The sequence below is a fragment of the Paraburkholderia sp. GAS448 genome, assembly GCF_050435685.1.
In the GTDB taxonomy this organism is placed as follows: Bacteria; Pseudomonadota; Gammaproteobacteria; order Burkholderiales; family Burkholderiaceae; genus Paraburkholderia.
Map to the genome: position 1 here is coordinate 1 of NZ_JBNDKT010000040.1, position 22,552 is coordinate 22,552.

Here is a 22,552-nt window from a genome sequence, read left to right on the forward strand (position 1 = left end):
GCGATCCGCAGCGTCTGCCGTCAGTTCGTCGTGCTATGCCAGCGTCTGGACCTCTTCGCCGAAGCGATCGTTGCGATCGACGGCAGCAAATTCAACGCGGTGAACCATCGCGACCGCAACTTCACGAGCGCCAAGCTCGAACGACGCATGCGCGACATCGAGTCCAGTATTGCTCGCTATCTCGAGGCGATGGACACAGCGGATCGTCAGGAGCCTGCGATTGCGAAGGCCAGAACAGCGCGACTGCAGGACAAGATTGCTGCCTTGAAGGAACAGATGCGAAGCCTCAAGGAGATCGAGGTCCAACTCAACGCGGCACCCGACAAACAGGTATCGCTCACGGATCCGGATGCCCGTTCGATGAAGACACGAGGAACGGGAGTCGTCGGCTACAACGTCCAGACGGCGGTGGACACGAAGCACCATCTGATCGTCGCGCACGTCGTTACTAATGATGGCATTGATCGTGATCAGTTGACGTCGATGGCGAAGCTTGCCCGTGCAGAGATGGCCGTCGACAAGCTCACCGCAGTTGCGGATCGTGGCTACTACAAGAGCGAGGAGATCCTCGCATGCCATGAGGCTGGAATAAGCGTGTTCGTTCCGAAGACGGTGACATCGAGCGCAACGGCTCATGGCCGCTTCGGCAAGGATGACTTCATTTACAACGCACAGACGAACGAATATCGGTGCCCAGCAGGCGAGCGGCTCATCTGGCGATTCTCAACCGTTGAGCGCGGTCTGAAGATCAGTAAGTACTGGAGTTCGAATTGCCAGCAATGTCCGCTAAAAGGGGACTGCACGCCCGGTCCTCAACGTCGCGTGACACGCTGGGAACACGAAGCTGTTCTTGATGAGATGCAGGCGCGACTTGATCATGCCCCTGAGATGATGCGCATCCGGCGACAGACTGTCGAGCACCCGTTCGGCACGATCAAGGCATGGATGGGCGCCACTCATTTCCTGACACGGACCATCGGGCGGGTGAGCACGGAGATGAGCTTGCACGTGCTGGCGTACAACATGAAGCGGGTGATCAAGCTACTCGGTTCAGAAGCGGTTATGAAGGCGATGAGGGTGTGATGCCCGTACGGGGTTGTTGAGCCTTTGCGATGTGTTCGGCTGTGATTTCTCGTTCGGGTTGCCGCAATCGAAACGCCGCGACCTGCGCCGAGACAGGTTTCGTCAATTCCCAGTGGCCAGCCGTTTTGACACACTCTGGGCCACAAACCGCCGTTCACATGCGTCGTCGGTCGGACGTTCAAGCGTCGGCTCCATCCCGTGAACGGCCACCCAATCGTAAAGGGCGAACGCTTGCTAACTAATGGTCTAAAGCCGTCAACGACGGGGGGATCTTTTGAGCAGGTTGGTTCGCGGCATACGCTTGCCCCCGCCGAATCGCCTACTCTTTGTACATGTATCGGACCTTGGTCCGATAGGGCGAACACGTCCAGCCCACTAATTTTGAAGTGGCACCGTCGTTTCAATTGAAATAAATCCCGAATGGCCACCGGGGAGTTCGTTATGAAACGTCATCCTCTCGTAACTGCACGCGCCGTTTCCCTTGCAACGCGACACCGCTATCCCGTGTGGGCGGCATCCGTTGAACCTCGGGGCGAGCTCGCGCGGCGGGCGTTGCCCACGCGACGCGCCTTGGTGGCCGTGGCTTCCGCGATGCTGCTCGGCGGCTGTGGGGGCGGTAATAACAATGCAAATACAACATCCGCACAACCTGTTTCGGTGCCGTTGCAGGCCGCTATTGCCAACGAGGTCGAAAACGGCGACACGGCGAGCTTCTCCGTCTCTGGCACGATAGACAACGTTCCCGTAACCGGATCGGGGACGCTGACGGACTCCGCACCTGTTGTGGCGACGTTTAATGGTGCTACTGTCCTTGAAACCAAGGAAACCATCACCGACACCGTTGTGGAGAACGGTACACCCAGTACGGTTACAGAGACAAAAGAGATCTTCACCAATCCCAATACGGCTGCTGAAGTTGGTCAGATCAATGATGATGGGTCAGTCGATGTGATCACCCAAGTCGATCCCATTCCAGCCTCGGCGCCGGTGGGAAGTTCGGGTGTGCTCGGCACCGGCATTGAGTTCTCAGATACGACCCAACAGACGGTAGTCGGCACTGTCGAGGATACCTATGTCGTCGAATCCGGCGGCGGGAGCTCTGGAGGGTCTAGCACCGGGACTTCCGGGGGATCGGGCTCTGGGGCCTCCGGGGGTTCCGGCTCCGCGAATTGTGATGTGGTCGATTTTGTGCATAAAGTCACGGATAAAAACAATGCTCAGATCAGGAAGTCCGAAAAGAAAATCTGTGTCGACGACAAGGGAAACTCCAAGTTCGAGTCGGGGGATGAGCAGGAACACAACCACGGGCGCAACAACGACGATTTCAACGAAAACGCACAATAGGCTACGGTGTTTCCGATCAGTGCCCCGCCATGTGTGGCCGTTACTGCAGCGGCAGCGGTCGCACGTCTGCGCGGCTCGAAGGGCTGTTGTGGGTCCGAAAACCGTCCTACGCGATGCAACATCGTCGGCCGCATTGGGCGTCAATGCGGCCACTGGACTTAAATAGCGGCGACGCCGGTTGCGGGCGTCAGTTGCTAGGCTGTGGACGATGCGCCATCCAGTCTAGCCGGCCTCGGCATCATTGGTTATCCACGCGCGGGCCTCGGCATCGTCCGTAAAGCCGGTGATCTGCCGTTCGTAACCGTCAGGCCACGTAGCGCGCACAACGTACTCCGACCGGTCACTAAGCTGCACCGCCTCAAACGTTATGCTCTTTGCATCGCTCATGCTGGGCCCCCGATTTCTTTGTGACCCGATCATCCGCTCTAATCTGGCGGACGAAGGAGGACAGCCGCTCCCGAGCGCGGTGAAAACATTGATGGGATTCAAACAGGACGTACGCCCAGCGTCGTATGCTGCGCCAAACCGCCGAACCACTGAATTCGCCGACACACCCCTGCGCCCAGTCGAGCGGCGGCTTCCCGTCAAACAGCTGACCTTCGCGCCGACTGACCCGACTTGATCAAGCCAAAACGGAGGCCGCGCTCGCCCACCAAGAATCCGTTTGACTGCAAGGGGTTCTACCATTGTTAACCGCGGAAAGCGCGCTATCGTACATCTCTTACAGGGGAGCTACCATGGACACTAAGAAGGCGCACTCACATATCTGGAGCAGGGGAAGAGGGCGATTGAGTATTTTTGGAATACCGTCGACGCGATCCAGCATTACCTTCGTACGCTAAAGTAGTGAGCACTCAATCTCCCCGGCTGTGGTAAGGGGCAATACTGGCGAGGCGGCCGGCGGAAGTACGCGGATTTTGACTAAAGTCAACCGGCCTTCTGATGACCGAGGATAAAGTCAAAACGTGAGAGACCTAAGCAGGGTTGCCGGGTGTGCGTTTTTCCTCTGGCGCGCGGTCAAGACGTCATTTCGTTAGCCAATTGTGGCCAGAAGTGAATTTGTGCTGAGTTGGCAGCCTCACCAAACTTGATCCTGTCTGGGCGGCCCCTTGTGCGCGAGACCAGTGCCGGCACAGACTACGACGCCCTGGCCACGGCCGACATCGGGGCGCTGGGTGCCGCCGGCTGCGATATCGCCTTGGCGATTCACACCAGTCTACCGCATTGAAGCGAGACGGAACTGGTGCAGTGCAGAGTCCGACATAGGGGACCTCGATGACTTGCTTTGAGCAAATCGTTCGCAGACTCTTTCTGGCTACCGTACCGCTGCTGATGGCTGTCACATCGGTAGCATCGGTCGCAAACGCAGCGGATGGCGGAACCCTCGCTCAGGTCAAGTCTCACGGTACGCTACGCTGCGGCGTCAGCGAAGGCGTTGCGGGGTTTTCTGCAAAAGACCCCTCGGGGCGCTGGTCGGGCATCGATGTCGATTTCTGCCGTGCTCTCGCTGCCGCTGCGCTGGGCAGTGCAGACAGGGTCACCTTCATTCCACTGAAAGCGTCGGCCCGGTTTCCAGCGCTGCGCACTGGTGCAGTGGATCTGCTTAGCCGCAACACGACGTGGACCCTCGTCCGAGAAAGTACGCTGGGCATCCAGTTCGCAGGCGTGCTCTACTATGACAGCCAGGCTCTTATGGTGCCGAAGAACAGTGGTGTGAAGACTGCCGCCGGGCTCGCGAGGTCCACCGTATGTGTAGAAAAGGACACGTCGAGCGAGACGCATCTCACGGACTATTTCGCCGCGCTGCGGTCAAACGTGAAGCTGCTCGTCGTCGATTCGGCAACCGAAGCAGCGAACGCCTTTTTTGCAGGACGCTGCAATGCCTATACAGCGGACGCCTCACACCTTGCGGCCACGCGCCTGCTTGCGCCGGGAGGCGCTCAGGCCTATGTGCTACTGCCCGAGCAGATTGCGAAGGAGCCTCTTGGCCCGGCTGTGCGCGACGATGATCCAGAGTGGTTGACGCTGGTGCGCTGGGTGCTGTTTTCACTCATTGCGGCAGAAGAGAGCGGGATCACCCGTGAGAACGTGCGCGATCCCCTGGTGATACGGGCGCTTGCCCCGGGAGACGACATTGACACGGCCATCGGAGCCGAACCGGGATGGGAGGTGCGCGCGGTACAAAGCGTTGGCAACTATGGAGAACTCTTCGATCGCAATCTTGGATCCCAAAGCGCCCTCAATCTTGAACGTGGGCTCAACCGGCTCTGGACACAGGGCGGCCTCATGTACGCGCCGCCGGTGCGATAGGCAGCGGGGGCCGAGCCATGAGCGAACTGCAAACCTACATCGTCCTTGGCGTATTCGCAGCAGTGATCCTTGTGATCGCCTTCAACGTGATCGATATGGCCGTTGCTGCGCTGATCGGCGTGTGCATCCTGATCTCGCTTGGGATCCTGAACGAGGACGACCTCACCAGCGCAGCACGTGCTTCGGGTGGGCCGCTAAGCCTGCTGTTCGGCGGGATGGTTGTGGCACGGCTCCTGTCGACTACGGGTCTCTTCGACCTTATCGGCGACCTTTACCTGCGCGCCACCGGCGGGAGCGGCCGACGCTTCCTGCTATTGCTGGTTGCGCTGGTGGCGCCCTTGTGCGCATTTCTGCCCAATGCAACGACAGTGATCCTGCTCGCCCCGATTATCATCAGGGTCGCCACGGCTCTGGAGGCGGATTTCGTCGGGCCGATGGTGCTCACGGCGATCGTCAGTAATTCAGCCGGTCTGCTGACGCTCGTCGGAGACCCGGCGACGTTTCTGGTCGGCAGCTCGATCGGCATGACCTTCGGCGAGTATCTGCACCACGTGAGCCTGGGCGGCGGCATCGCGGTGGTTATTGTCGTGCCGCTGTTGCCCCTGCTGATGCCCGATCTTTGGAAATTGAGGCGGCCACTGCCGACGCGGCCGCCCGCCGCGCGACTCGAACGACCCGTCTACGCGGTGCTTTCCATCGGCGTTCTTGCACGATGATGGGGCTATTCGTTTTTGGTGAAAACCTTCCGACGCATCTCGTGCCGCCGACGGTCGCACTGATCGCGAGTGCGCTGGCGTTGCTGGTTGGGTACGGAGCGAGGTTCGAACCAACCGAAAACGTGCTGCGGGATGTCGACTGGAAGACGCTGTTGTTCCTTGGGAGCATTTTTTGCCTCGTGCAGGCGGTGACCAAGACGGGCGTGCTGCAGCTCCTGGCGCTGCAGCTCTATGAGTCCTTCGGCACCGCTCTGACAGTGGTTGCACTAGCAATGATTGCGGGCATTGCGCTGCTCTCGAGCCTGCTGGCCAACGTCCCCGTGGCAGCGGCGGCGATCCTGATGGTGAAGGGCTACCTTGTGGCAGCCGAGGTGGTGCCGGACGCCGCGCTTGGCGCCCACTTCACCCAGTGGCCCCCGGCCGCGATTCCGGTGTTCGTCGGGATGATGTTTGGCGCAACGCTGGGAGGTAACGCGACGCTCATCGGTGCCTCCGCCAATATCGTGTCGGCCGGTATCTGCGCCCGCCATGGCAGGCCGGTCACGTTCGCCCGATTCCTGCGCTTTGGATTACCTGTCACCGTCGTCCAGCTTGCCGCGTCCGCATTGTACGTACTCGCGCTGACGCGCTTTATGCGCTGACTTATTTAGCTGACGGCGCCACGCTTACGCGGATTTCTCCATTGCGGTTGTGGTGCAAGGCAAATGATTGGGCGCGCTCAGCCTTCTATATCGCTCCTCGGCATTCGGATCCTGCGCAGGAGCGAGCGTTACGGACGTTGCCGCGTCGCCTTCGACCGCGAAGGCTTCCCGCGTCTCGAAGGCTGAGATACAAGTCCTCCAAGCTGATTTTCCGAATGCCCGCTCCACGCCTGTGAGCTGACGGCTGCGAGTTGGAAGGTCGAACGTCTCGTCAGGGTCGATATCCGTCCGACGCGAGGAGGAAGATCGGCCAGGGAACTGCCTGCTGCGATCTCCTCGCGAATGTCTGTCTGCGAGCATCGGGTGGTTCTCTCGCCCAAGTGACGGGTCGACATCTGCGCCAACGCTGCGTATCGAGGCCCAATGCGGTTTCATGGCATCATCGTGTGCACCTTCACACCACCGCAGGAGCGTACGTCATGGCGACTTATATTGTCTTCACAAAGGAAAGCACGCAGGATCAGGGGGAGCTCGACATCTACCAAAGCAAGGTGGGCGAGACTTTCAAAGGTCATCCTGTCAAGATTCTTGCTGCCTACGGACCTCAGCAGGTCCTTGAGGGCGACGCGCCAGAGGGTGTCGTGATCGTGGAGTTCCCGTCGCCAGCGGCCGCGCGTGCGTGGTACGACAGCCCGGCATATCAGGAGGCTGCGCAGCACCGATTCAAGGGCGCGCGTTATCGCGCCGTTCTCGTCGAAGGCGTGTGACGAAAGGCGGCAACGCTCGGGAGCGTGGAGCTCAGCGGGCCTTGGCCTACGACTGACGCGGCAGGAGAGCGTCTGTGTTCTGTGGGCAAATCATGCATTCCATCGACCTCTGTATTTTCTGGCATCGCGCAGAGTTCGCGCTTCCGGCAGACGTTCCCAGGTTCCCTGACGACATTGGGTTGGGGCGCTTCCAGTCCACTTTTTGAAGAAATCGGGTATTTCCACCGCGGGTGTTCCCACAACTCGAGCGGTCTTGTTAGCTTTCATTCTTGCATAGTGTGCCGGTCGCCAACAGGTTCTATTGTTTGGCGTGCGATACTCGAATCACAGTCACGCATCCTCAGATCTGGTTGGCTTGAAAGGTGTTTGCACGCTCTAATTTCCGCCTAATCGGGCATCGAGAAATGCGCGTGCCTCAGCCTCCGCGGCTGCACTCGCTGTCGGATTGCCGCCGACCTGGTGCCCGGCATAGACGTGCAACGGCGCCGTCGTGTCGAAACCGTGCAGTGCGTTCGGATAGATCTCGATCTTCAGCGTATGTCCTCCACTGTCTGCCTGTTGAACCCAGCGCTGGCAACGCCAGGCTGGGGTCCAATCGTCCGCTGCGCCGCTTGAAGCGGTGCTGTGAGCTCCGAATAAAACGGGCAGCGCATCAGCGTCCGACGGCCCCGGCCTGGCATGCACTGCATGGGAGTTGTCTGCACGCTTCTCTATGTGCGAGCGTCTGCGGGGCCAGTGGCCATGGCTGTTACCCCAATAATCAGCCCTCCATAAACGATTGCCCGAAGTCCCGCGCCGGCCCCACTGGCGTTGAGAAGGGCGTTGATCAGGAAGAGGAAACATGCGGCGCTCCAGGTCCCCGTCACGCTTGGCCGACCGCCCGACACCTGGGTGCCGCCAATCACGACAACGGCGACCGAGAGCAACATGTAGTCAGCTCCCATGTCCAACGTTGCACCTCCGGAAAACGCGGCGAGCAGAAGCGCCGCGATGGCGGCCAGCACCGAACAGCTCACATAGGTCAGGCAGTGAACGGCATTCACCCTGACCCCGGCGAAATTCGCCGCACGGGCGTTCTGACCCAGCGCCGACAAGCTGCGTCCCTGTACCAGCCTGAACAGGACGACGGCAATGAGTGACGTAATGATCAAGGCGACGAGCGCCAGAGCCGAGACTCCGCCCACGCGAGCGAGCGCAAAGTCTTCGAGCGCGGGCGGGGGAGCGGCGCCGCCGCGCCCGAGGCTGATCGCGAACGACTGGAGCACGAAGCTTGACGACAAGGTCGCGATGATCGGCGGGATGCGCAGTGAACGGATCAATAGATAGTTGAACAGGCCAATCAGCGCGCCCGTGGCGATCACGGCAAGAATACCAATGACGATCGAGTGATCGTTCGCCGCCATGATGCGCATGCCGATGCCGCCGCACAGCGCAATGGTGGCCGGTATCGAGAGGTCGATATTGCCCGGACCGCTTGTAATCACCAGCATTTGCCCCAGTCCGACGAGGACCGAAAACACGACGAACGCCGACGCCGTCGAAAGCATGCTGCCCGCTGTGCCAAGGCCGAACACCACGCTTGCGACTATACCGACCAGAACGGCGCCGAGAAATGACCAGAACCAGGCGGCATGGCGTATCGAAAGAACCTTGCTCATTTGCGTTGCTCCTTCGTTCGAACCAGAAGACGCAGCGACAGGACTGCGATCAGGATGGCGCCCTGCAATCCGATCTGCCACTGAGGGGCGATCTGCAAGAACGAGAGGAACGACGATGCCAGCGTCAACGTAATGGCTCCGAGCACGGCGCCAATAGGAGACACCCGGCCGCCGACGAACTCACCCCCGCCAAGGATCACCCCCGCCACCGACAGCAGCGTATAGCGCAATGCGATATTGGCATCCGCGGAGGTCGTCAGACCGAGCAAGGTCAAGCCGGAACACACGCCAAACACTCCGGCGCAACCGAAGAGAATCGCCTTTGCGCGTATCACCGACCAGCCAAAGCGGCGCATCGCACCAGCGTTTCCTCCGACGCCACGCAAGGCTACGCCACGCGACGAGCGCATCAGGAACAGATGCATGCAGATGGCGATCGCTGCAGTCCACAGCAACGGCGCAGGAATGATGGGCGACTGGAAGCCCATCAGCGCCGCCAGCCAGTCCGGACTTTTGCCGCCGGGCGCAGGTAGGAGCAGGACCGCAATGCCGTTCCAGACGAACGACAGTCCGAGCGTGACGACGACCGACGATATTCGACGATACTCGATCAACGCGCCGACCAGCGCGTAGAGAACAACGCATCCGGCGAGCGCCAGCACGCCCAGCCACGGCGAACTTTGCAGCAGGGTCGCACCGATGCATGCAACGAGGCTGATGAACGAGCCGATCGATAGATCGAGTTCATTTGCGGTGATCACGGCGAGTTGTGCGAGCGTGGCGAACACGATCGGAACGCCGAGGTTCAGCAGCATGACGCCGCCGAAATAGCTGAGCGTGTTGGGTTGGATGATCGCCATCGGCACGAGGATCGCAACGAGCGACGCGAACGGCAGTACCGAGCGCAGATCGCGCGGTCCCCGCAACCGAACCGGAATGGATTTCACTCAGTCACCTCCTCGAAGCTGGCCGCGAGCAACGCCTCTTCGGTACATTCGGCCGCGCTCAACTCTTGCGTCACCCGGCCCGAACGGAAAACATAGGTTTTGTCGCAGTACGCCAGTTCATCGTTTTCGGTGGTGTACCAGACGAAGGTCCGGCCTTTGGCTGCTTCCTCGAGAAGTAACCGGTAGATCTCCAGCTTTGTGCCGATGTCGACGCCACGCATGGGATCGTCCATCAGGACCAGTTCAGCGTCCGATGCCAGCGCTCGTCCGAACAGGACCTTCTGCTGGTTGCCGCCGCTCAGCGCGAGGATATTGGCGTTGCCCGTGGCGCCGCGAATATCGAGCTTTTTCGCCCACGCATCGAACAACGCCTGAAGCCGTCGCGTGTCGATCCACGACCCCCGCGTGCGATCGAAGAGTGAGCGGATGGCGAAGTTCTGCGCGATTGTCCAGTCGGGAAAGACACCATCCGCACGCCGGTCGCCGGCGACATACGCGACGCGCTGATGCGAGCCCCGCTGGCGGGCTTTGGCATAGATCTCGTTCAATGCGTCTGTCTGGCCTTGCCCCGCAAGCCCTGCGAGGCCGACAATGCTGCCGCGCGGTACGTCGAGCGTGGTTTGTTCTTTCGGACCGAGGTTCCATCTGTACACTTCGCCCGAATGCGCGGCCGCTCGCCGCTCGCGCTCAGGAGTCGCATCGCCTTCGACGAACTGGCCCATCGCCCGGATGATCGCGTCCCTTGTTAGCCCTTGCGCGCTCAGCGTCGATACGACACTGCCGTCACGCATGACCATGATCCGGTCCGCGCAGCGCAGCATCTCGCCGAGCATGTGGGTGATCAGGATGCTGGTGATCCCGCTCGCAGCAGCCTTGCGCACGAAGGCAAGCAATTGTTCGGCGGTGTACTTGTCGAGACTGGACGTCGGTTCGTCGAGGATGACGACCTTCACCGGGCTGTCGACGCTGGAAAACGCGCGGGCGATCTCAACCATTTGCTGCTGGGTGAGGGAAAGATCGCCTACGACGTCGGTGCCTGAAAGGGCATGCTCAGGAAAGATCGCATCGAGTTGCGCCTCGATGATGCGTCGCGCACGCTTGCGCCACCCGATGCCCTTGAGCTGCGGATGCATCGCGCGCATGTTCTCTTCGATCGTGAGATTCGGGCAGAGCGACAGCTCCTGAAACACGCACCGCACGCCGAGTCCACGCGCGACGTCGGCGCTGTACCCGCGCTCGTGCCTGACTTCGTCGTGCTCGATCCATCCGGAATTCGAGCGTCGGGCGCCGGAGAGGACCGACATCAGGGTGGACTTCCCGGCGCCGTTGTGCCCTGCAATCGCGACACATTCACCGCGCATGAACTGAAAGTTTGCACTCTTCAAGGCTTGCACAAGACCGAATGACACGTCTATGTCGCGCACGGCGATCAACGGTTCGGCCTGCCGCCCGACCTGTAGTGCTTCAATGGCGATGCTGTCTCTACGATTCATGGCGGATACCGAACCGGGGATGGGGATTCGACTGGCGGACGGCAAAATAGGCGAAGCGTGCCTACGGCTTCACCTGCGCCTCGATGAGCCTGACCACCTGGTCGCGCGTGAATACGTTGCTCGCAACGGTTCCGGGCGCGGTCGAAGCCAGGACCTTGTCGACCGACGCCGAGGTGACCGTGAGCGTTGGCAGCGACATTTCGTGCGGCAACGGATTTCCCGCAAGCAGTTGTTGCGCGACCCAGAATGCGAAGGTCGACGAGCCCGGGTCGGCCGCGATCGACATCGTCTGATAGCTGTCCACGCCCTGCGTCTTCCACCATGCGAGTTCTTCCTGGCGATTGCCGAGAATGATTGTCGGCATCTTGCGGCCCGCCGCCTGGAACGCGCGCGCGGCGCCATAGCCGTCGCCGCCCTGCGTCACCACCGCGTCGATCTGGGGCAACGAAGGCAGCACGCCAGACACTTCCTTCTGCGCCACGGTCTGCGTCCATGCGCCATAAACCGAACCGACGATCTTCATCCCGGGATACTTCTTGACTTCGTCGACGATGCCGCGATGAATCTCATCGTCAACGGAGACGCCCGCGAGCCCGCGGACTTCCAGGATGTTGCCTTTTCCGCCAAGCTTCTTCGCGAGAAAGTCCACCTGAACCGCGCCCATCTGATGGAAGTCCGCGGCGATCCGATATGCGCAAGGCTCGGTGACGATTCCATCGAACGAAACCACGACCACGCCGGCGGCGCAAGCCTGCTTGACCGCGCCATTGAGCGCGGTAGGCGATGCCGCGTTTATTACGATCGCCTTGTATCCCTGCAAAACCAGGTTCTGGATCTGCTGCGCCTGTTCTGTTGCCTGATTCTCCGCCGTGGTGAAAGCCGGCGCGTCAGCGATCGTGCCGACCTTCTTCGCGTCGGTGGCCACCTGCGCCCAGCTCTTCAACTGCTGCTGGCGAAACGTATTGCCGGCGTAACTGTTCGACAGTGCGATCCTGTCTTTCGACGTGTCGCCCGTAGCGACTTTGGCCGATGCGCCGGCGGCCACGAACGCCGCGCCAATCGCGGTTGCGACGATGACTTTCTTCATCAACATGCTTGTCTCCTGGAGTGGTGAACCGCCGCTGTCAGCCAATCGCGATCTCAAGACGCTTGCTGTCGAATCAGGCAGTGTCTGCATCTTAGTTTTGAACTCTACTACCATACAAGTAGGGTTTAACCGAAGATATACTTTTTGGTGCCGGACACCTATTCTCATCACATGAATACCCGCACATTGGTTTTCGTCGGATGCCTCAACCGTCGCGTGCCGTATTTTTCGACAGCGAACGGGCGGGGTATCGTCGTGTACAGCTTCGACGAAGCGGCCGGCAGGCTCACGCCCCTTGCCGAGACCACCGACATCCCCAATCCGACCTATCTCGCGGTAATCGCGTCACGTGGCCTGCTTTACGCGACCAGTGAAGTGTTCGGCGAGTCTGAGGGGCTCGTCAGCGCGTATCGCATTGATCTCGAGTCCGGCGCACTGGTGCTCATCAACCGGCAACCGACGCGCGGCAGCCTCTCGGCGCACTGCAATGTCGATCGGCAGGCCACCACCGTGTTCGTCGCCAACTACGCCCATGAGACGGCCGGGGAAATCCCTGGACGGCATGTCTCGAGCTTCGCGGTCCTGGATAACGGGGGCTTGAGCGCGGTGTCGAGCGAGTTTGCGCATTCAGGCAGCGGACCGAAGCTTGACCGCCAAAGCGTGCCGCACGCCCATTGCGTCGTACCCAGCCCCGACAATCGGTTCGCGATCGTCACGGATCTGGGCACCGATGAACTGATCGCGTATCGGATCGACGTCGATAACGGACGTCTCGAATCGCCGGACACCTCCGCGTTGCGCATGAAGGCAGGCGCCGGCCCGCGCCACCTCGTGTTCCATCCGGACGGCCTCGCGGCGTATGTCGTGAACGAACTCGATTCAACCGTATGCCGCCTCGGCTATTCCCCGGTCAATGGCGTGCTTCGTCTGCTTGAAACTGTGGATGCGCTGCCAGGCAACCCGGGCGCAGGTCAGCCTGCGGATTTGCAGATCGCACCGGACGGACATTACCTCTATGCATCGATCAGAGGGAAGGACACCATCGGCATCTACACGCTCGACAAAGCGACCGGAGAAATTCTTTCGACGTCGGTTCGGAGTGCCGGCGGCATGACGCCCCGCAGCTTTGCATTGTCGCCTTCGGGACGGTTCATGCTGGTCGCCCTGCAGGACAGCGACCGGCTGGCCGTCTTCCGCATCGATCCCTCGACGGGCGAACCCGCCGAAGAGGTCGACACCGTCGAGGTCGGTACGCCAATGTGTGTGAAGGCCGTACGTTTTGGGTAGGCGCCAGACGCGGTGATTCATCAGGGAGTTTGAAGCCCAGCGTCAGCCTCGCTCTATTTCGATGGCTCGCCGCGCGCCGCGTTGCAACAGCGTGACAGCGTCCAGCAGGGGGCGCCGGAACGCCTCGCGGCTTGCAAGTCGGGGTGGGAACACCTCCTGGATGGCGAGGATCGTCTCGATCAGCCGTTTGGGTTCTGCCGGCAAGCTGGCCGTCAGGCGCGCTGCGAGCGGATCGCTGATTTCGTAGCGGGTGCCGTCGTCGGCGTGGCCGCGCAGGAATACAAGCCACGCGGCGACCGCGAGTGCGAGGCGCTCGATTGATTCGCCCGCGTCGAGACGAGCTTCGATCGTTGACAGCAAACGCGGCGGAATCTTCTGGCTGCCGTCCATTGCGATCTGCGCCGTGCGATGCTTGAGCGCAGTATTCGCGTACCGCGCGAGCAGCGCGTCGCGGTAGGCGAGTACGTCGAACGAAGGTGGCACGTCGAGCGTCGGCGCGATCTCGTGCGTCATCATCGCGTGAATCAATGCCCGCAACGGCGGGTGCGCGACGGCTTCGTCGATTGTCGAAAAACCCGCGAGCATCGAGAGGTAAGCGAGCGTCGAATGCGTGCCGTTCAGCATGCGCAGCTTGGCGAGTTCGAACGGCATGACATCGTCGACGAGTTGCGCGCCTGCTCGTTCCCACGCGGGACGTCCGCTGGGAAATCGGTCTTCGATGACCCATTGCCGGAATGGCTCGCAGGGAACGGGCGCGGCGTCGTCGATGCCCAAGGCGTTGCGGGCGGCATCGCGATCGGCATCGGTGGTGGAGGGCACGATGCGATCTACCATCGTGGACGGAAATGCGACATGGGTGTCGATCCATCCGGCGAGTTCATGATCGACTGCTCGCGCGAACGAACAGACAACCTTTTTCAGCGCCGCGCCGTTGTGCGAGAGGTTGTCGCAAGAGAGCACGGTGAAGGGTGGTGTCCCGGTATCGCGGCGCTGCCTGAGCGCCGCAGTCAGGATGCCGGGAACGCTCGAAGGTTGGTCCGGATGCGCAAGATCGTGTTGAATGCCTTCGCGGCTTCGGTCGACTTCGCCGGTTCGCGCGTCACGGCAGTAGCCCTTTTCGGTGACCGTCAGCGAGACGATGCGCACCTTGGGATCACTGAGAAGCTCGAAGAGCCGGGTACGGTCATGCGGCATCGCGAGCACCTCCTTCAGCGCGCGAATCACCGTGACGCGCACGCCCTCGGGGCCGCGTTCCACTACGCTGTAAAGCCCGTCCTGCGCCATCAACGCATCGCGCTTGCTGACATCGCCCTGCAGCGTCACGCCGCAGATACCCCAGTCGCCGCCCGCCGCCAGCATCGCCTCTTCCGTATAAACCGCCTCATGCGCGCGATGAAAATTTCCGATCCCGAGATGCACGATACCGATGTCCGGATCGCGCCACTCGGGCGAAAGCAGGTGATCGGTCAATGAAGTAAGCGGACTGCGGAAAAGGGTCGATCTGGCGTTCATCTTGACATCCGGGAGCGGGAAAACCCGTGGTTGACGATTCAATATACTTGTATGGTAGCATCGATTCCAACGAATGCCACTCAAGGAAATCCCCATGAAAATCGTCCGCGCCGATGTGATTGTGACGTGTCCGGGCCGCAATTTCGTCACGCTGAAAGTGGTGACGGACGAGGGCGTTTATGGCATCGGCGATGCAACGCTGAATGGCCGCGAGCTAGCAGTTGCCTCGTATCTGAAGGATCACGTCTGTCCGCTGCTGGTGGGGCGCGATCCGGGCCGTATCGAAGACATCTGGCAGTTTCTCTACAAGGGCGCCTACTGGCGGCGTGGTCCCGTCACCATGACGGCGATCGCCGCCGTCGACATGGCGCTCTGGGACATTCTCGGCAAGGTGGCGAACCTGCCGCTTTATCGGTTGCTGGGCGGAGCGTCCCGGGAAGGCGTGATGGTCTACGGGCACGCCACGGGACGCGACATTCCGGAAGCGCTGGACCGTTACGGCGAGCACATCGAAGCGGGCTACAAGGCGATCCGCATCCAGTGCGGCGTGCCGAACATGCGCTCCGTCTACGGCGTGTCGAAGGGCAACGGCATGTACGAACCGGCGACCAGGGGCGGCGTGGAAGAGCAAAGCTGGTCGACGGAAAAATACCTCGACTTTGTGCCGAAGCTCTTCGAAGCCGTACGCGAGAAGTTCGGCTTTGAGTCGCATCTGCTCCATGATGTTCATCATCGTCTCACGCCGATCGAAGCGGCGCGGTTTGGCAAATCGGTCGAGCCATACCGACTCTTCTGGATGGAAGACCCGACGCCGGCCGAAAACCAGGCCGGCTTCCGGCTGATCCGCGAACACACGGTGACACCGATCGCAGTGGGCGAGGTCTTCAACAGCATCTGGGACTGCAAGCAACTGATCGAAGAGCAGTTGATCGACTACATTCGCGCGACGCTCACACACGCCGGCGGTATTTCCCACCTGAAGCGCATCGCCGACTTCGCTTCGCTCTATCAGGTGCGCACGGGCTGTCATGGGCCGTCGGATCTGTCGCCGGTCTGCATGGGCGCGGCATTGCATTTCGATCTGTGGGTGCCGAATTTCGGCGTGCAGGAATACATGGGCTTTCCGAAGGAAGCGCTCGACGTGTTCCCGCATGCATGGAGGTTCGATCGCGGCATGATGCATCCGGGCGAAGCGCCGGGTCACGGCGTCGATATCGACGAGAAGCTCGCCGCGAAGTATCCCTACGATCCCGCCTATTTGCCCGTCGCACGTCTTGAGGACGGCACGCTCTGGAACTGGTGATTTCATGCGGCCTCGCCGGGGCCGCACCGCTTAAAGACACAAAGGAGCAGCACGATGTTCGCAGCCGTTCTCCACGAACCCCGAAAACTTTTCATCGATGAACTCGATGCCCCTCAACCGCAGCCGGGCCAGGTGCAGATTCGCGTGCGTGCGGGCGGCATCTGCGGGTCCGATCTGTCGTATTACTTCAAGGGCAAGAGCGGTGACTTCGCTGTACGCGAACCCTTCGTGCTCGGCCATGAAGTCGCGGGTGAAATCGCCGCTTTGGGTGAGGGTGTGAGCGACTTGAGCGTCGGGCAGCGCGTCGCGGTCAATCCAGGGCTCAACTGCGGCGCGTGCCGCTATTGCGTGAAGGGGATGCCGAATCATTGCCTGAACATGCGCTTCATGGGCAGCGCCTCGACGTTTCCCCACATGCAGGGCATGTTCCGCCAGTTCATCGCGGTGGACGCGCGTCAATGCGTGCCGGTGCCGGATGGCCTCGACTTCGCGCAGGCGTCGATGGCCGAACCGCTCGCCGTCGCGCTGCATGCGCTGCGGCTGGCCGGGTCGCTCGTCGGCGCGAAGGTGCTGCTGGTCGGGTGCGGGCCGATCGGCTGCATTTTGCTGGCGGTCGCGAGGCGAGCAGGTGCGCACCGGATCGTCGCCCTCGATCTCGCCGGGAAGGCGCTGCAAATGGCGACGATGCTCGGCGCCGACGAAACGGTTCTCGCCAACGATCAGGCCCGCGTCGACCAATGGTCGCAGCAGCGCGGCACGTTCGATGTCGTGCTCGAAGCGTCGGGCAGTCCCGCGGGACTCGATGCGGCATTGCGTGCGGCGCGCGCGGGCGGCACGGTGATCCAGGTAGGCAATCTGCCGGCGGGGCAGTCGCCGGTGGCCGCGAATCTCGTGATGTCGAAGGAGCTTCGCTATCAGGGCTCATTCCGCTTTACCGATGAATACCCGGTTGCCGCCGAAGAACTCGGGGCGCACAAGATTGACCTTCGTCCGCTCATGACGCACGCATTCCCGCTCGAAGAAGCGAACCGTGCGTTCGAAGTGGCGTACGACCGCAATCAGTCGATGAAGGTCCATCTGCACTTCGACTAACTCGAGATTGGAACCGCCCAGCAAAAAAGAGGCGGCACCGGAGACATGTCATGATCAAGAGCCAGCGATGGTTCGTCGTCGGCCTGCTGTTTCTGGCGGGCGTCATCAATTATCTCGACCGCGCGGCGCTTTCGATCGCCGCGCCGCTGATTCAGAAAGACCTGAACTTCTCGCATGCACAATTGGGCATCGTGTTCAGCAGCTTTTTTCTCGGCTATGCGCTATTCAACTTCGTCGGCGGCGTTGCCTCCGACAGGTTCGGCGCGAAGAAAGTGTTCGGCGGCGCGATGGGCATCTGGTCGATATTCTGCGGGGCGACTGCGCTCGCTAGCGGCCTTGCCTCGCTGATTGTGCTGCGCGTGCTGTTCGGTATGGGCGAAGGTCCATTCAGTTCGTCTAACAGCAAGATGGTGAACAACTGGTTTCCGCGCCGCGAAGTGGCGAGCGCGATCGGCGTCATCAGTTCGGGCACGCCGCTCGGTGGGGCCGTCGCTGGGCCGGTCGTCGGTTATATGGCGATCCAGTTTGGCTGGCGTTGGGCATTTGTCGCGATCATGCTGTTCGGGCTCGCGTGGCTCGTACTGTGGTCGCTCACCACGACCGAACACCCGCAGCAGAATAGCCGCGTGAAGGCCGCTGAACTTGAATTGATCGTCGCGGGCCAGCAGCAGGCTTCGTCGATGGAGCATACTCCCGCGGGCCAGCAGGCAAGCCTCGGTTTCTATCTGAAGCAACCGATCGTCCTCGCCACCGCATGCGCGTTCTTCGCTTACAACTACGTGCTGTTCTTTTTTCTGTCGTGGTTTCCGACCTACCTGATCGAAGCACATCATATGTCGCTTCATGACATGAGCATTGCGACGGTCATTCCGTGGGTGCTCGGCAGTATCGGGCTCGCGGCGGGCGGTTTCATTACGGATTTCATCCTGCGTTTGACCGGCAAGCCGCTCCTGTCGCGAAGAATCGTGCTCTCGGTGTGTTTAGGTATCGCGGCGGTGTGCGTCGCCTTTGCCGGGCGAGTGCAGAGCATGCAGGGGGCCGTAGCGCTGATGTCAGTGTCGATCTTCTTCCTGTACGTCACCGGTTCCGTCTACTGGGCGGTGATCCAGGACACCGTGCGGCGCGAAAACGTCGGCGGGGTGGGCGGCTTCGTGCACCTGCTCGCCAACCTCGCGGGCGTGATCGGACCGGCGGTGACGGGCTTCATCGTGCAGGCCACGCACGGCGCCTACGGCAGCGCGTTTGTGCTGGCCGGAGCGATTGCCGTGCTCGGAGCCTTGTGCGCGCTGGTGTGGATTCGAGAGCCTGCCGCACAAAAAGATAGGGCAGAGCGTAAGCTAGTATGGTAGTGTAGTGCTATCAATCCATGGCACACATTCACGTATGAAAAATGCCAGCTTATCCGTCAGTCCGAGGCGTGGCGGTGCGGCGGTTCAGTCGGCAGTCTCGCCGGCCGTTCCTCGATCGCGCTCGCGCGGTGGCTCCGATGACATGCCGAAAGCGTTGCTATCGGGAGCCGTAGCCGCGGTGTCCGTTGAATCCCATGAGCCGATCGGAAAACAGATTTTCCGCTCGCTACGCCAGGCGATTTTTACAGGCTTGCTTGCGCCCGGAACGCCGCTTTCGGAAAAAGAAGTGTCAGAAATGTTCCAGGTGTCTCGACAACCGGTCCGCGAGGCGTTCATCAAACTGGTCGAGGCCGGCGTCCTGCAAGTGCTCCCGCAGCGCGGCACTTTCGTTAAACGGATTTCGCCGCGCAAGGTGCGCGAGGGGCGCTTCATTCGCGAGGCGATCGAAGCGGCAGTCGTGCGGAAGGCTGCTGTCGCGATCACCGATGCCCAACTCGCGGGTCTTGCAGCAAATCTGCGTGAACAGAGGGCCGCGTCGAAGGCCAACGATACTGCCGCGTTTCTCGCGTGCGATGAGCAGTTCCATTTTCTGATCGCGCAGTCCATCGATTGTGTGGCGGCGTGGGACACTATTCAGGACATCAAGGCGCAGATGGACCGTGTGCGCTACTTGAGCCTGAATGAGGTATCGCCACTCGACTTGCTGATCAAGCAGCACGCGCACATCGTGAATGCGTTGAAAGCGCACGATCCCGAATTGGCCGAAGAGGCGATGCGTGCCCACCTGCGCGAGATTCTGGTGTCCCTCGGGCCTGTCGCCGAGCGAAACCCCGACTGGTTCGAACCGGATGAACCGCAACTCGTCCCGTTGACGCCTTGACGAGACGACGCTCATTGCCGGCAAATCGGCGATACTGTTGACACAATACCGAGGACTCAAGCCCTGTCTAACAAAATCCACAGGTACGCTAGGTGTTTCTGACGGGATTACCTGGTGAGTGTTGCGGATTTCCATCGCGCTGTCGCGTAGGCAATTACAGTTGGATCCACGCTCAGGGCCTGGCCGCGACCTGCTGACGACGACGCGCTCCCTTCGCGTCCAGTAAATGTCCTGCGTTAATGAATGCACGACAACGGCCAGAATGAAGTGGTAAGGAACGCCTCAGCGCGAGGATGGAAGCGCTTGTCTCTTGACGTCTCACGGGATGATCTCGCCGCTCCATCGATCGCGGTTGGCCCAGAACGAGCACAGCGGACATTTTTCGCCTTCCGGGTAGTCAATGCCTTCTTCGTGCGGGCAGCCGATGATACGGTCGACAGCCATCACCGATTTGGCACCGTGATGATCGATGAATCGAACGATTGCTTCGATAACTTCTGGATCGATTCTCGCGTCGGTTGTTTCGCAGAACCATCGCTCAACAGGGTCCGCGTCAGCACCTTCGTGCGCGATGATGCCAACAGAGACCTTCGTCGCTCTCGTGTCGTCCGGCCCGTAGAAGGCAACCGTGGCCACCGGATAGCCGCAGAAGCCTTTGCCACGTTTTTTCGCCAACTTGTCCCGGTACCACTGAGCCTTGAATGTCATGACCCCTCCCTCGCATGCCTTGCTGGGTGGCGGAAGCGGTGCCACCGAAGTATGAAAAGGGTACCAGGTTTCTATGCCTGGAGCGTCCACCCGGCAAGTGGGTTCGGGAAGTAATGGCTGGGTGGGCCGAGCAGGTGTTCCAGGCATAGACGCGATCCAACAATTGTCCATGCAGCCCGCAGCCGGTCGTTAATGAGCCCGCTGCGCTCAACAAGTGCGCCGAACTGGGCCGCCGGTCAGCGAGGCGAAGCGGCCTGATTTCCATAGCTATGGGATTCGTCAAACGACGGCAAGGTCACTCGTGGGGCTATTCCTCACCTGTGGAAACGGGACGAATTTTGCCGCCCGCGCGAATGCGCCGCTGCATTCGCGCGGCGCTAGCAAAATCTACTGTGTCGTGACCAGGCAGATCAAAGCTTGAAATCCGTCGATCGCGACAGATCCTTCCACGTTTCGGTTTCTGCGGCGACATACATGTTCTTGTCCGCGATCGCCTTCAGCGTGTCCGTGCCGAGCGGAAGACGCAGAGGCGGTGTTTGCGCATCGGCCAACGTGACGAGGGCCGTCGCCAGTTTCTCAGGATCTCCGGGCTGGTTGTGGTTCATCCCGGCAGCAAAGCGGCGCACATTGCCCGAGGTCTCGTCATAGTCAGCGATGATCTCCTTGCCGACGACGAGGGACGATGCATCGAGGAAATCCGTCCGGAAGTATCCCGGTTCGACGACGGTCGCACGGATGCCAAGCGGCTTCAGCTCGGCATACAACGCTTCCGTAATACCTTCGACGGCGAACTTCGTCGAGCTATATACGCCAAAGCCAGCCCCTGCGCGATAGCCGCCAATCGACGACATATTGACGACGTGCCCTGATCGCTGCGCGCGCATGACGGGCAGAACAGCGCGCGTCACATTGAGCAATCCGAAGACGTTGGTATCGTACATGCGACGGATGTCGGCATCGCTCGATTCCTCGACGGCCGCGAGCAGCCCGAACCCTGCGTTGTTGACCAGCACGTCGATCCGGCCGAACTTCTCGAGCGCGGCCGCGACGGCCGCCCTTGCTTGCGCTTCGTCGGTCACATCAAGTGCCACGGGCAGCAATGCGGGCGATTCACCAAGGCCCTCAATGATCGCGGCGACGTTGCGTCCGGCGGCAACCACCGCGTTGCCGTCAGCCAGGGCGGCGCGCGCGATCAGCGCGCCAAGGCCGCGCGACGCGCCCGTGATGAACCAGACCCGCTTGAATGGCCGTTTTGTGACGTTGTTCATGATGCTGCTCCTACGATTCGTGGTGAAGGTGAACGAATCATAGGGCGGCGGATTCGCATAAACTAGCCGCAGATTGCTAGAGTCATAATCAACGTTTATTTGCGAATCGGGAACTGCCGATGAACGAGGTCCGTGCACTTTCGATCTTTGTCCGTGTCGCGACGCTGGGCAATCTGCGCAAGGCGGCCGTGGATCAGGGCATCTCGCCTCAGGCCGCCAGTCACGCGGTGATGCAGCTGGAAAAGACGCTCGGCGTCCGGTTGTTTCATCGCACCACACGCAAGCTGAGCCTGACCGAAGAGGGGGAAAGGCTGCTGCATAGCGTGGAACCTGCGCTGGCGATCCTGTCGTCGGCACTGGACGACGCCCGTCGCTCGAAAGAGGAAGTCGCGGGTCCGTTGCGGGTGAGCGCCCCGGCGGCGCTCGGGCGCGCAGTGCTTTGGCCGTCCATCCTCGAATTTGCAGCGCTCTATCCGGCAGTGCAACTGGACGTCCGATTCGACGACCACTTCACAGATATCGTCGCCGACCGCGCCGACGTCGGGTTTCGCGGCGGATCGCCACCTGCGGGAGGGGCGATTGCGAGGCGTCTGCTGCCCATCCAGCTGATCGTGTGCGCGTCGCCGGGCTATATCGAACGCCACGGCGAGCCCAGGTCCGTCGACGATCTTGGCGTGCATCGCTGCACCGGATACCGGCGCGCGAACACCGGCAAGCAGGCGCCGTGGGAGTTCTTGATCGGCGACGAGATCGTGTATCGCGAGATCGCAGCGACGCTGTGCACGAACGATATCGATGCAGAGACTGAGGCCGTCGTTGCCGGGCTGGCGATCGGCCAGCTTGGAAGTTTTTCGGCGGTATCGCACATCCGCAGCGGAAGGCTTGTGCCATTGCTTACGCAGCATGTGTCCCAGCGCGAGTCCATTTACATCTACTACCGTCATCGAACCGAGCAACCGCTGCGCGTGAGAACCTTTATCGACTTCATGGTCGCGCGGGTCGCGGACAACAGGAACTTCTTTCTTGAGCCGTCCGATCTGCGCAATACAACAAAGGGCACCAAGCGCGAGCCTTGAAAGCAACCGGAACTGCTTGACTCAAGTGCCT

Annotated in this window: 20 protein-coding genes; 12 read left to right on the forward strand and 8 right to left on the reverse strand. The window is 61.0% G+C overall.

Annotated elements, in window-relative coordinates:
* On the forward strand, window positions 1–1,083 hold a 1,083-nt coding region (locus P3T23_RS39495), incomplete at its 5' end, for an IS1182 family transposase (protein ID WP_429321481.1).
* A gap of 441 nt (window positions 1,084–1,524) precedes the next feature.
* Window positions 1,525–2,427 carry a hypothetical protein gene (locus tag P3T23_RS39500; RefSeq protein ID WP_429321482.1) on the forward strand — a complete coding sequence of 301 codons (903 nt, stop codon included), beginning with the start codon at window positions 1,525–1,527 and terminating at the stop codon, window positions 2,425–2,427.
* A 222-nt stretch (window positions 2,428–2,649) separates the two neighbouring features.
* Here the strand turns inward: P3T23_RS39500 and P3T23_RS39505 are convergent, their stop codons facing one another.
* The gene (locus P3T23_RS39505; protein ID WP_429321483.1) at window positions 2,650–2,814 is read right to left on the reverse strand and encodes a hypothetical protein; all 165 of its coding nucleotides are present in this window, start codon (window positions 2,812–2,814) and stop codon (window positions 2,650–2,652) included.
* Between the two features lie 888 nt (window positions 2,815–3,702).
* Between P3T23_RS39505 and P3T23_RS39510 the strand changes: the two genes are divergently transcribed.
* From P3T23_RS39510 to P3T23_RS39525, 4 genes are all read left to right on the forward strand, one after another.
* Window positions 3,703–4,737: an amino acid ABC transporter substrate-binding protein gene (locus P3T23_RS39510; protein ID WP_429321484.1), complete on the forward strand. Its 1,035-nt coding sequence runs from the start codon at window positions 3,703–3,705 to the stop codon at window positions 4,735–4,737.
* Window positions 4,738–4,754: 17 nt separating this feature from the next.
* Window positions 4,755–5,453: an SLC13 family permease gene (locus P3T23_RS39515; RefSeq protein ID WP_429321485.1), complete on the forward strand. Its 699-nt coding sequence runs from the start codon at window positions 4,755–4,757 to the stop codon at window positions 5,451–5,453.
* A complete protein-coding gene (locus P3T23_RS39520) occupies window positions 5,450–6,094 on the forward strand; it encodes an SLC13 family permease (protein WP_429321486.1) in 645 nt (214 codons plus the stop codon). Before P3T23_RS39515 ends, P3T23_RS39520 begins: the two co-directional genes overlap by 4 nt.
* Before the next feature lie 479 nt (window positions 6,095–6,573).
* Window positions 6,574–6,861 (forward strand): DUF1330 domain-containing protein, encoded by a 288-nt coding sequence (locus tag P3T23_RS39525; protein WP_429321487.1) that lies wholly within the window; start codon window positions 6,574–6,576, stop codon window positions 6,859–6,861.
* Between the two features lie 710 nt (window positions 6,862–7,571).
* On the opposite strand, the gene P3T23_RS39530 is transcribed toward P3T23_RS39525, so the two are convergent.
* From P3T23_RS39530 to P3T23_RS39545, 4 genes are all read right to left on the reverse strand, one after another.
* Entirely contained in the window at window positions 7,572–8,519 is a 948-nt protein-coding gene (locus P3T23_RS39530) for an ABC transporter permease (RefSeq protein ID WP_429321488.1), read from the reverse strand.
* Window positions 8,516–9,379: an ABC transporter permease gene (locus tag P3T23_RS39535; protein WP_429321529.1), complete on the reverse strand. Its 864-nt coding sequence runs from the start codon at window positions 9,377–9,379 to the stop codon at window positions 8,516–8,518. The genes P3T23_RS39530 and P3T23_RS39535 overlap by 4 nt, the downstream gene beginning before the upstream one ends.
* Window positions 9,380–9,462: 83 nt before the next feature.
* Complete coding sequence (locus tag P3T23_RS39540; protein ID WP_429321489.1) at window positions 9,463–10,959, reverse strand: ATP-binding cassette domain-containing protein; 1,497 nt, start codon at window positions 10,957–10,959, stop codon at window positions 9,463–9,465.
* A gap of 61 nt (window positions 10,960–11,020) precedes the next feature.
* Window positions 11,021–12,046, reverse strand: a complete 1,026-nt coding sequence (locus P3T23_RS39545; protein WP_429321530.1) for an ABC transporter substrate-binding protein — start codon at window positions 12,044–12,046, stop codon at window positions 11,021–11,023.
* A gap of 171 nt (window positions 12,047–12,217) precedes the next feature.
* Between P3T23_RS39545 and P3T23_RS39550 the strand changes: the two genes are divergently transcribed.
* Window positions 12,218–13,333 (forward strand): lactonase family protein, encoded by a 1,116-nt coding sequence (locus tag P3T23_RS39550; protein ID WP_429321490.1) that lies wholly within the window; start codon window positions 12,218–12,220, stop codon window positions 13,331–13,333.
* Between the two features lie 42 nt (window positions 13,334–13,375).
* Here P3T23_RS39550 and P3T23_RS39555 read toward each other — a convergent pair whose 3' ends face one another.
* Window positions 13,376–14,845: a mannitol dehydrogenase family protein gene (locus tag P3T23_RS39555; RefSeq protein WP_429321491.1), complete on the reverse strand. Its 1,470-nt coding sequence runs from the start codon at window positions 14,843–14,845 to the stop codon at window positions 13,376–13,378.
* Between the two features lie 94 nt (window positions 14,846–14,939).
* Here P3T23_RS39555 and manD point away from each other — a divergent pair, with 94 nt between their 5' ends.
* Genes manD through P3T23_RS39575 form a run of 4 tightly spaced genes read left to right on the forward strand, consistent with a single transcriptional unit; the run spans window position 14,940 to window position 19,469 of the window.
* Window positions 14,940–16,148: a D-mannonate dehydratase ManD gene (gene manD, locus P3T23_RS39560; RefSeq protein WP_429321492.1), complete on the forward strand. Its 1,209-nt coding sequence runs from the start codon at window positions 14,940–14,942 to the stop codon at window positions 16,146–16,148.
* 54 nt (window positions 16,149–16,202) lie between these two features.
* Window positions 16,203–17,240 (forward strand): L-idonate 5-dehydrogenase, encoded by a 1,038-nt coding sequence (locus P3T23_RS39565; protein WP_429321493.1) that lies wholly within the window; start codon window positions 16,203–16,205, stop codon window positions 17,238–17,240.
* A 50-nt stretch (window positions 17,241–17,290) separates the two neighbouring features.
* Window positions 17,291–18,589 carry an MFS transporter gene (locus P3T23_RS39570; protein WP_429321494.1) on the forward strand — a complete coding sequence of 433 codons (1,299 nt, stop codon included), beginning with the start codon at window positions 17,291–17,293 and terminating at the stop codon, window positions 18,587–18,589.
* 34 nt (window positions 18,590–18,623) lie between these two features.
* Window positions 18,624–19,469 (forward strand): GntR family transcriptional regulator, encoded by an 846-nt coding sequence (locus P3T23_RS39575; RefSeq protein WP_429321495.1) that lies wholly within the window; start codon window positions 18,624–18,626, stop codon window positions 19,467–19,469.
* Between the two features lie 318 nt (window positions 19,470–19,787).
* Here P3T23_RS39575 and P3T23_RS39580 read toward each other — a convergent pair whose 3' ends face one another.
* The gene (locus tag P3T23_RS39580; RefSeq protein WP_429321496.1) at window positions 19,788–20,177 is read right to left on the reverse strand and encodes a hypothetical protein; all 390 of its coding nucleotides are present in this window, start codon (window positions 20,175–20,177) and stop codon (window positions 19,788–19,790) included.
* 410 nt (window positions 20,178–20,587) lie between these two features.
* Window positions 20,588–21,445: an oxidoreductase gene (locus P3T23_RS39585; RefSeq protein WP_429321497.1), complete on the reverse strand. Its 858-nt coding sequence runs from the start codon at window positions 21,443–21,445 to the stop codon at window positions 20,588–20,590.
* Window positions 21,446–21,564: 119 nt separating this feature from the next.
* On the opposite strand from P3T23_RS39585, the gene P3T23_RS39590 reads away from it, so the two are divergent.
* Window positions 21,565–22,521 carry a LysR family transcriptional regulator gene (locus P3T23_RS39590; RefSeq protein WP_429321498.1) on the forward strand — a complete coding sequence of 319 codons (957 nt, stop codon included), beginning with the start codon at window positions 21,565–21,567 and terminating at the stop codon, window positions 22,519–22,521.
* Window positions 22,522–22,552 lie beyond the last annotated feature (31 nt).

Coding starts and splice junctions, on each gene's coding strand:
- P3T23_RS39575 (WP_429321495.1), top strand. CDS start 18,624: ATGAAAAATGCCAGCTTATCCGTCAGTCCGAGGCGTGGCGGTGCGGCG.
- P3T23_RS39580 (WP_429321496.1), bottom strand. CDS start 20,177: ATGACATTCAAGGCTCAGTGGTACCGGGACAAGTTGGCGAAAAAACGT.
- P3T23_RS39500 (WP_429321482.1), top strand. CDS start 1,525: ATGAAACGTCATCCTCTCGTAACTGCACGCGCCGTTTCCCTTGCAACG.
- P3T23_RS39510 (WP_429321484.1), top strand. CDS start 3,703: ATGACTTGCTTTGAGCAAATCGTTCGCAGACTCTTTCTGGCTACCGTA.
- P3T23_RS39520 (WP_429321486.1), top strand. CDS start 5,450: ATGATGGGGCTATTCGTTTTTGGTGAAAACCTTCCGACGCATCTCGTG.
- P3T23_RS39565 (WP_429321493.1), top strand. CDS start 16,203: ATGTTCGCAGCCGTTCTCCACGAACCCCGAAAACTTTTCATCGATGAA.
- P3T23_RS39505 (WP_429321483.1), bottom strand. CDS start 2,814: ATGAGCGATGCAAAGAGCATAACGTTTGAGGCGGTGCAGCTTAGTGAC.
- manD (WP_429321492.1), top strand. CDS start 14,940: ATGAAAATCGTCCGCGCCGATGTGATTGTGACGTGTCCGGGCCGCAAT.
- P3T23_RS39570 (WP_429321494.1), top strand. CDS start 17,291: ATGATCAAGAGCCAGCGATGGTTCGTCGTCGGCCTGCTGTTTCTGGCG.
- P3T23_RS39525 (WP_429321487.1), top strand. CDS start 6,574: ATGGCGACTTATATTGTCTTCACAAAGGAAAGCACGCAGGATCAGGGG.
- P3T23_RS39535 (WP_429321529.1), bottom strand. CDS start 9,379: ATGGCGATCATCCAACCCAACACGCTCAGCTATTTCGGCGGCGTCATG.
- P3T23_RS39540 (WP_429321489.1), bottom strand. CDS start 10,959: ATGAATCGTAGAGACAGCATCGCCATTGAAGCACTACAGGTCGGGCGG.
- P3T23_RS39550 (WP_429321490.1), top strand. CDS start 12,218: ATGAATACCCGCACATTGGTTTTCGTCGGATGCCTCAACCGTCGCGTG.
- P3T23_RS39590 (WP_429321498.1), top strand. CDS start 21,565: ATGAACGAGGTCCGTGCACTTTCGATCTTTGTCCGTGTCGCGACGCTG.
- P3T23_RS39530 (WP_429321488.1), bottom strand. CDS start 8,519: ATGAGCAAGGTTCTTTCGATACGCCATGCCGCCTGGTTCTGGTCATTT.
- P3T23_RS39555 (WP_429321491.1), bottom strand. CDS start 14,845: ATGAACGCCAGATCGACCCTTTTCCGCAGTCCGCTTACTTCATTGACC.
- P3T23_RS39545 (WP_429321530.1), bottom strand. CDS start 12,046: ATGAAGAAAGTCATCGTCGCAACCGCGATTGGCGCGGCGTTCGTGGCC.
- P3T23_RS39515 (WP_429321485.1), top strand. CDS start 4,755: ATGAGCGAACTGCAAACCTACATCGTCCTTGGCGTATTCGCAGCAGTG.
- P3T23_RS39585 (WP_429321497.1), bottom strand. CDS start 21,445: ATGAACAACGTCACAAAACGGCCATTCAAGCGGGTCTGGTTCATCACG.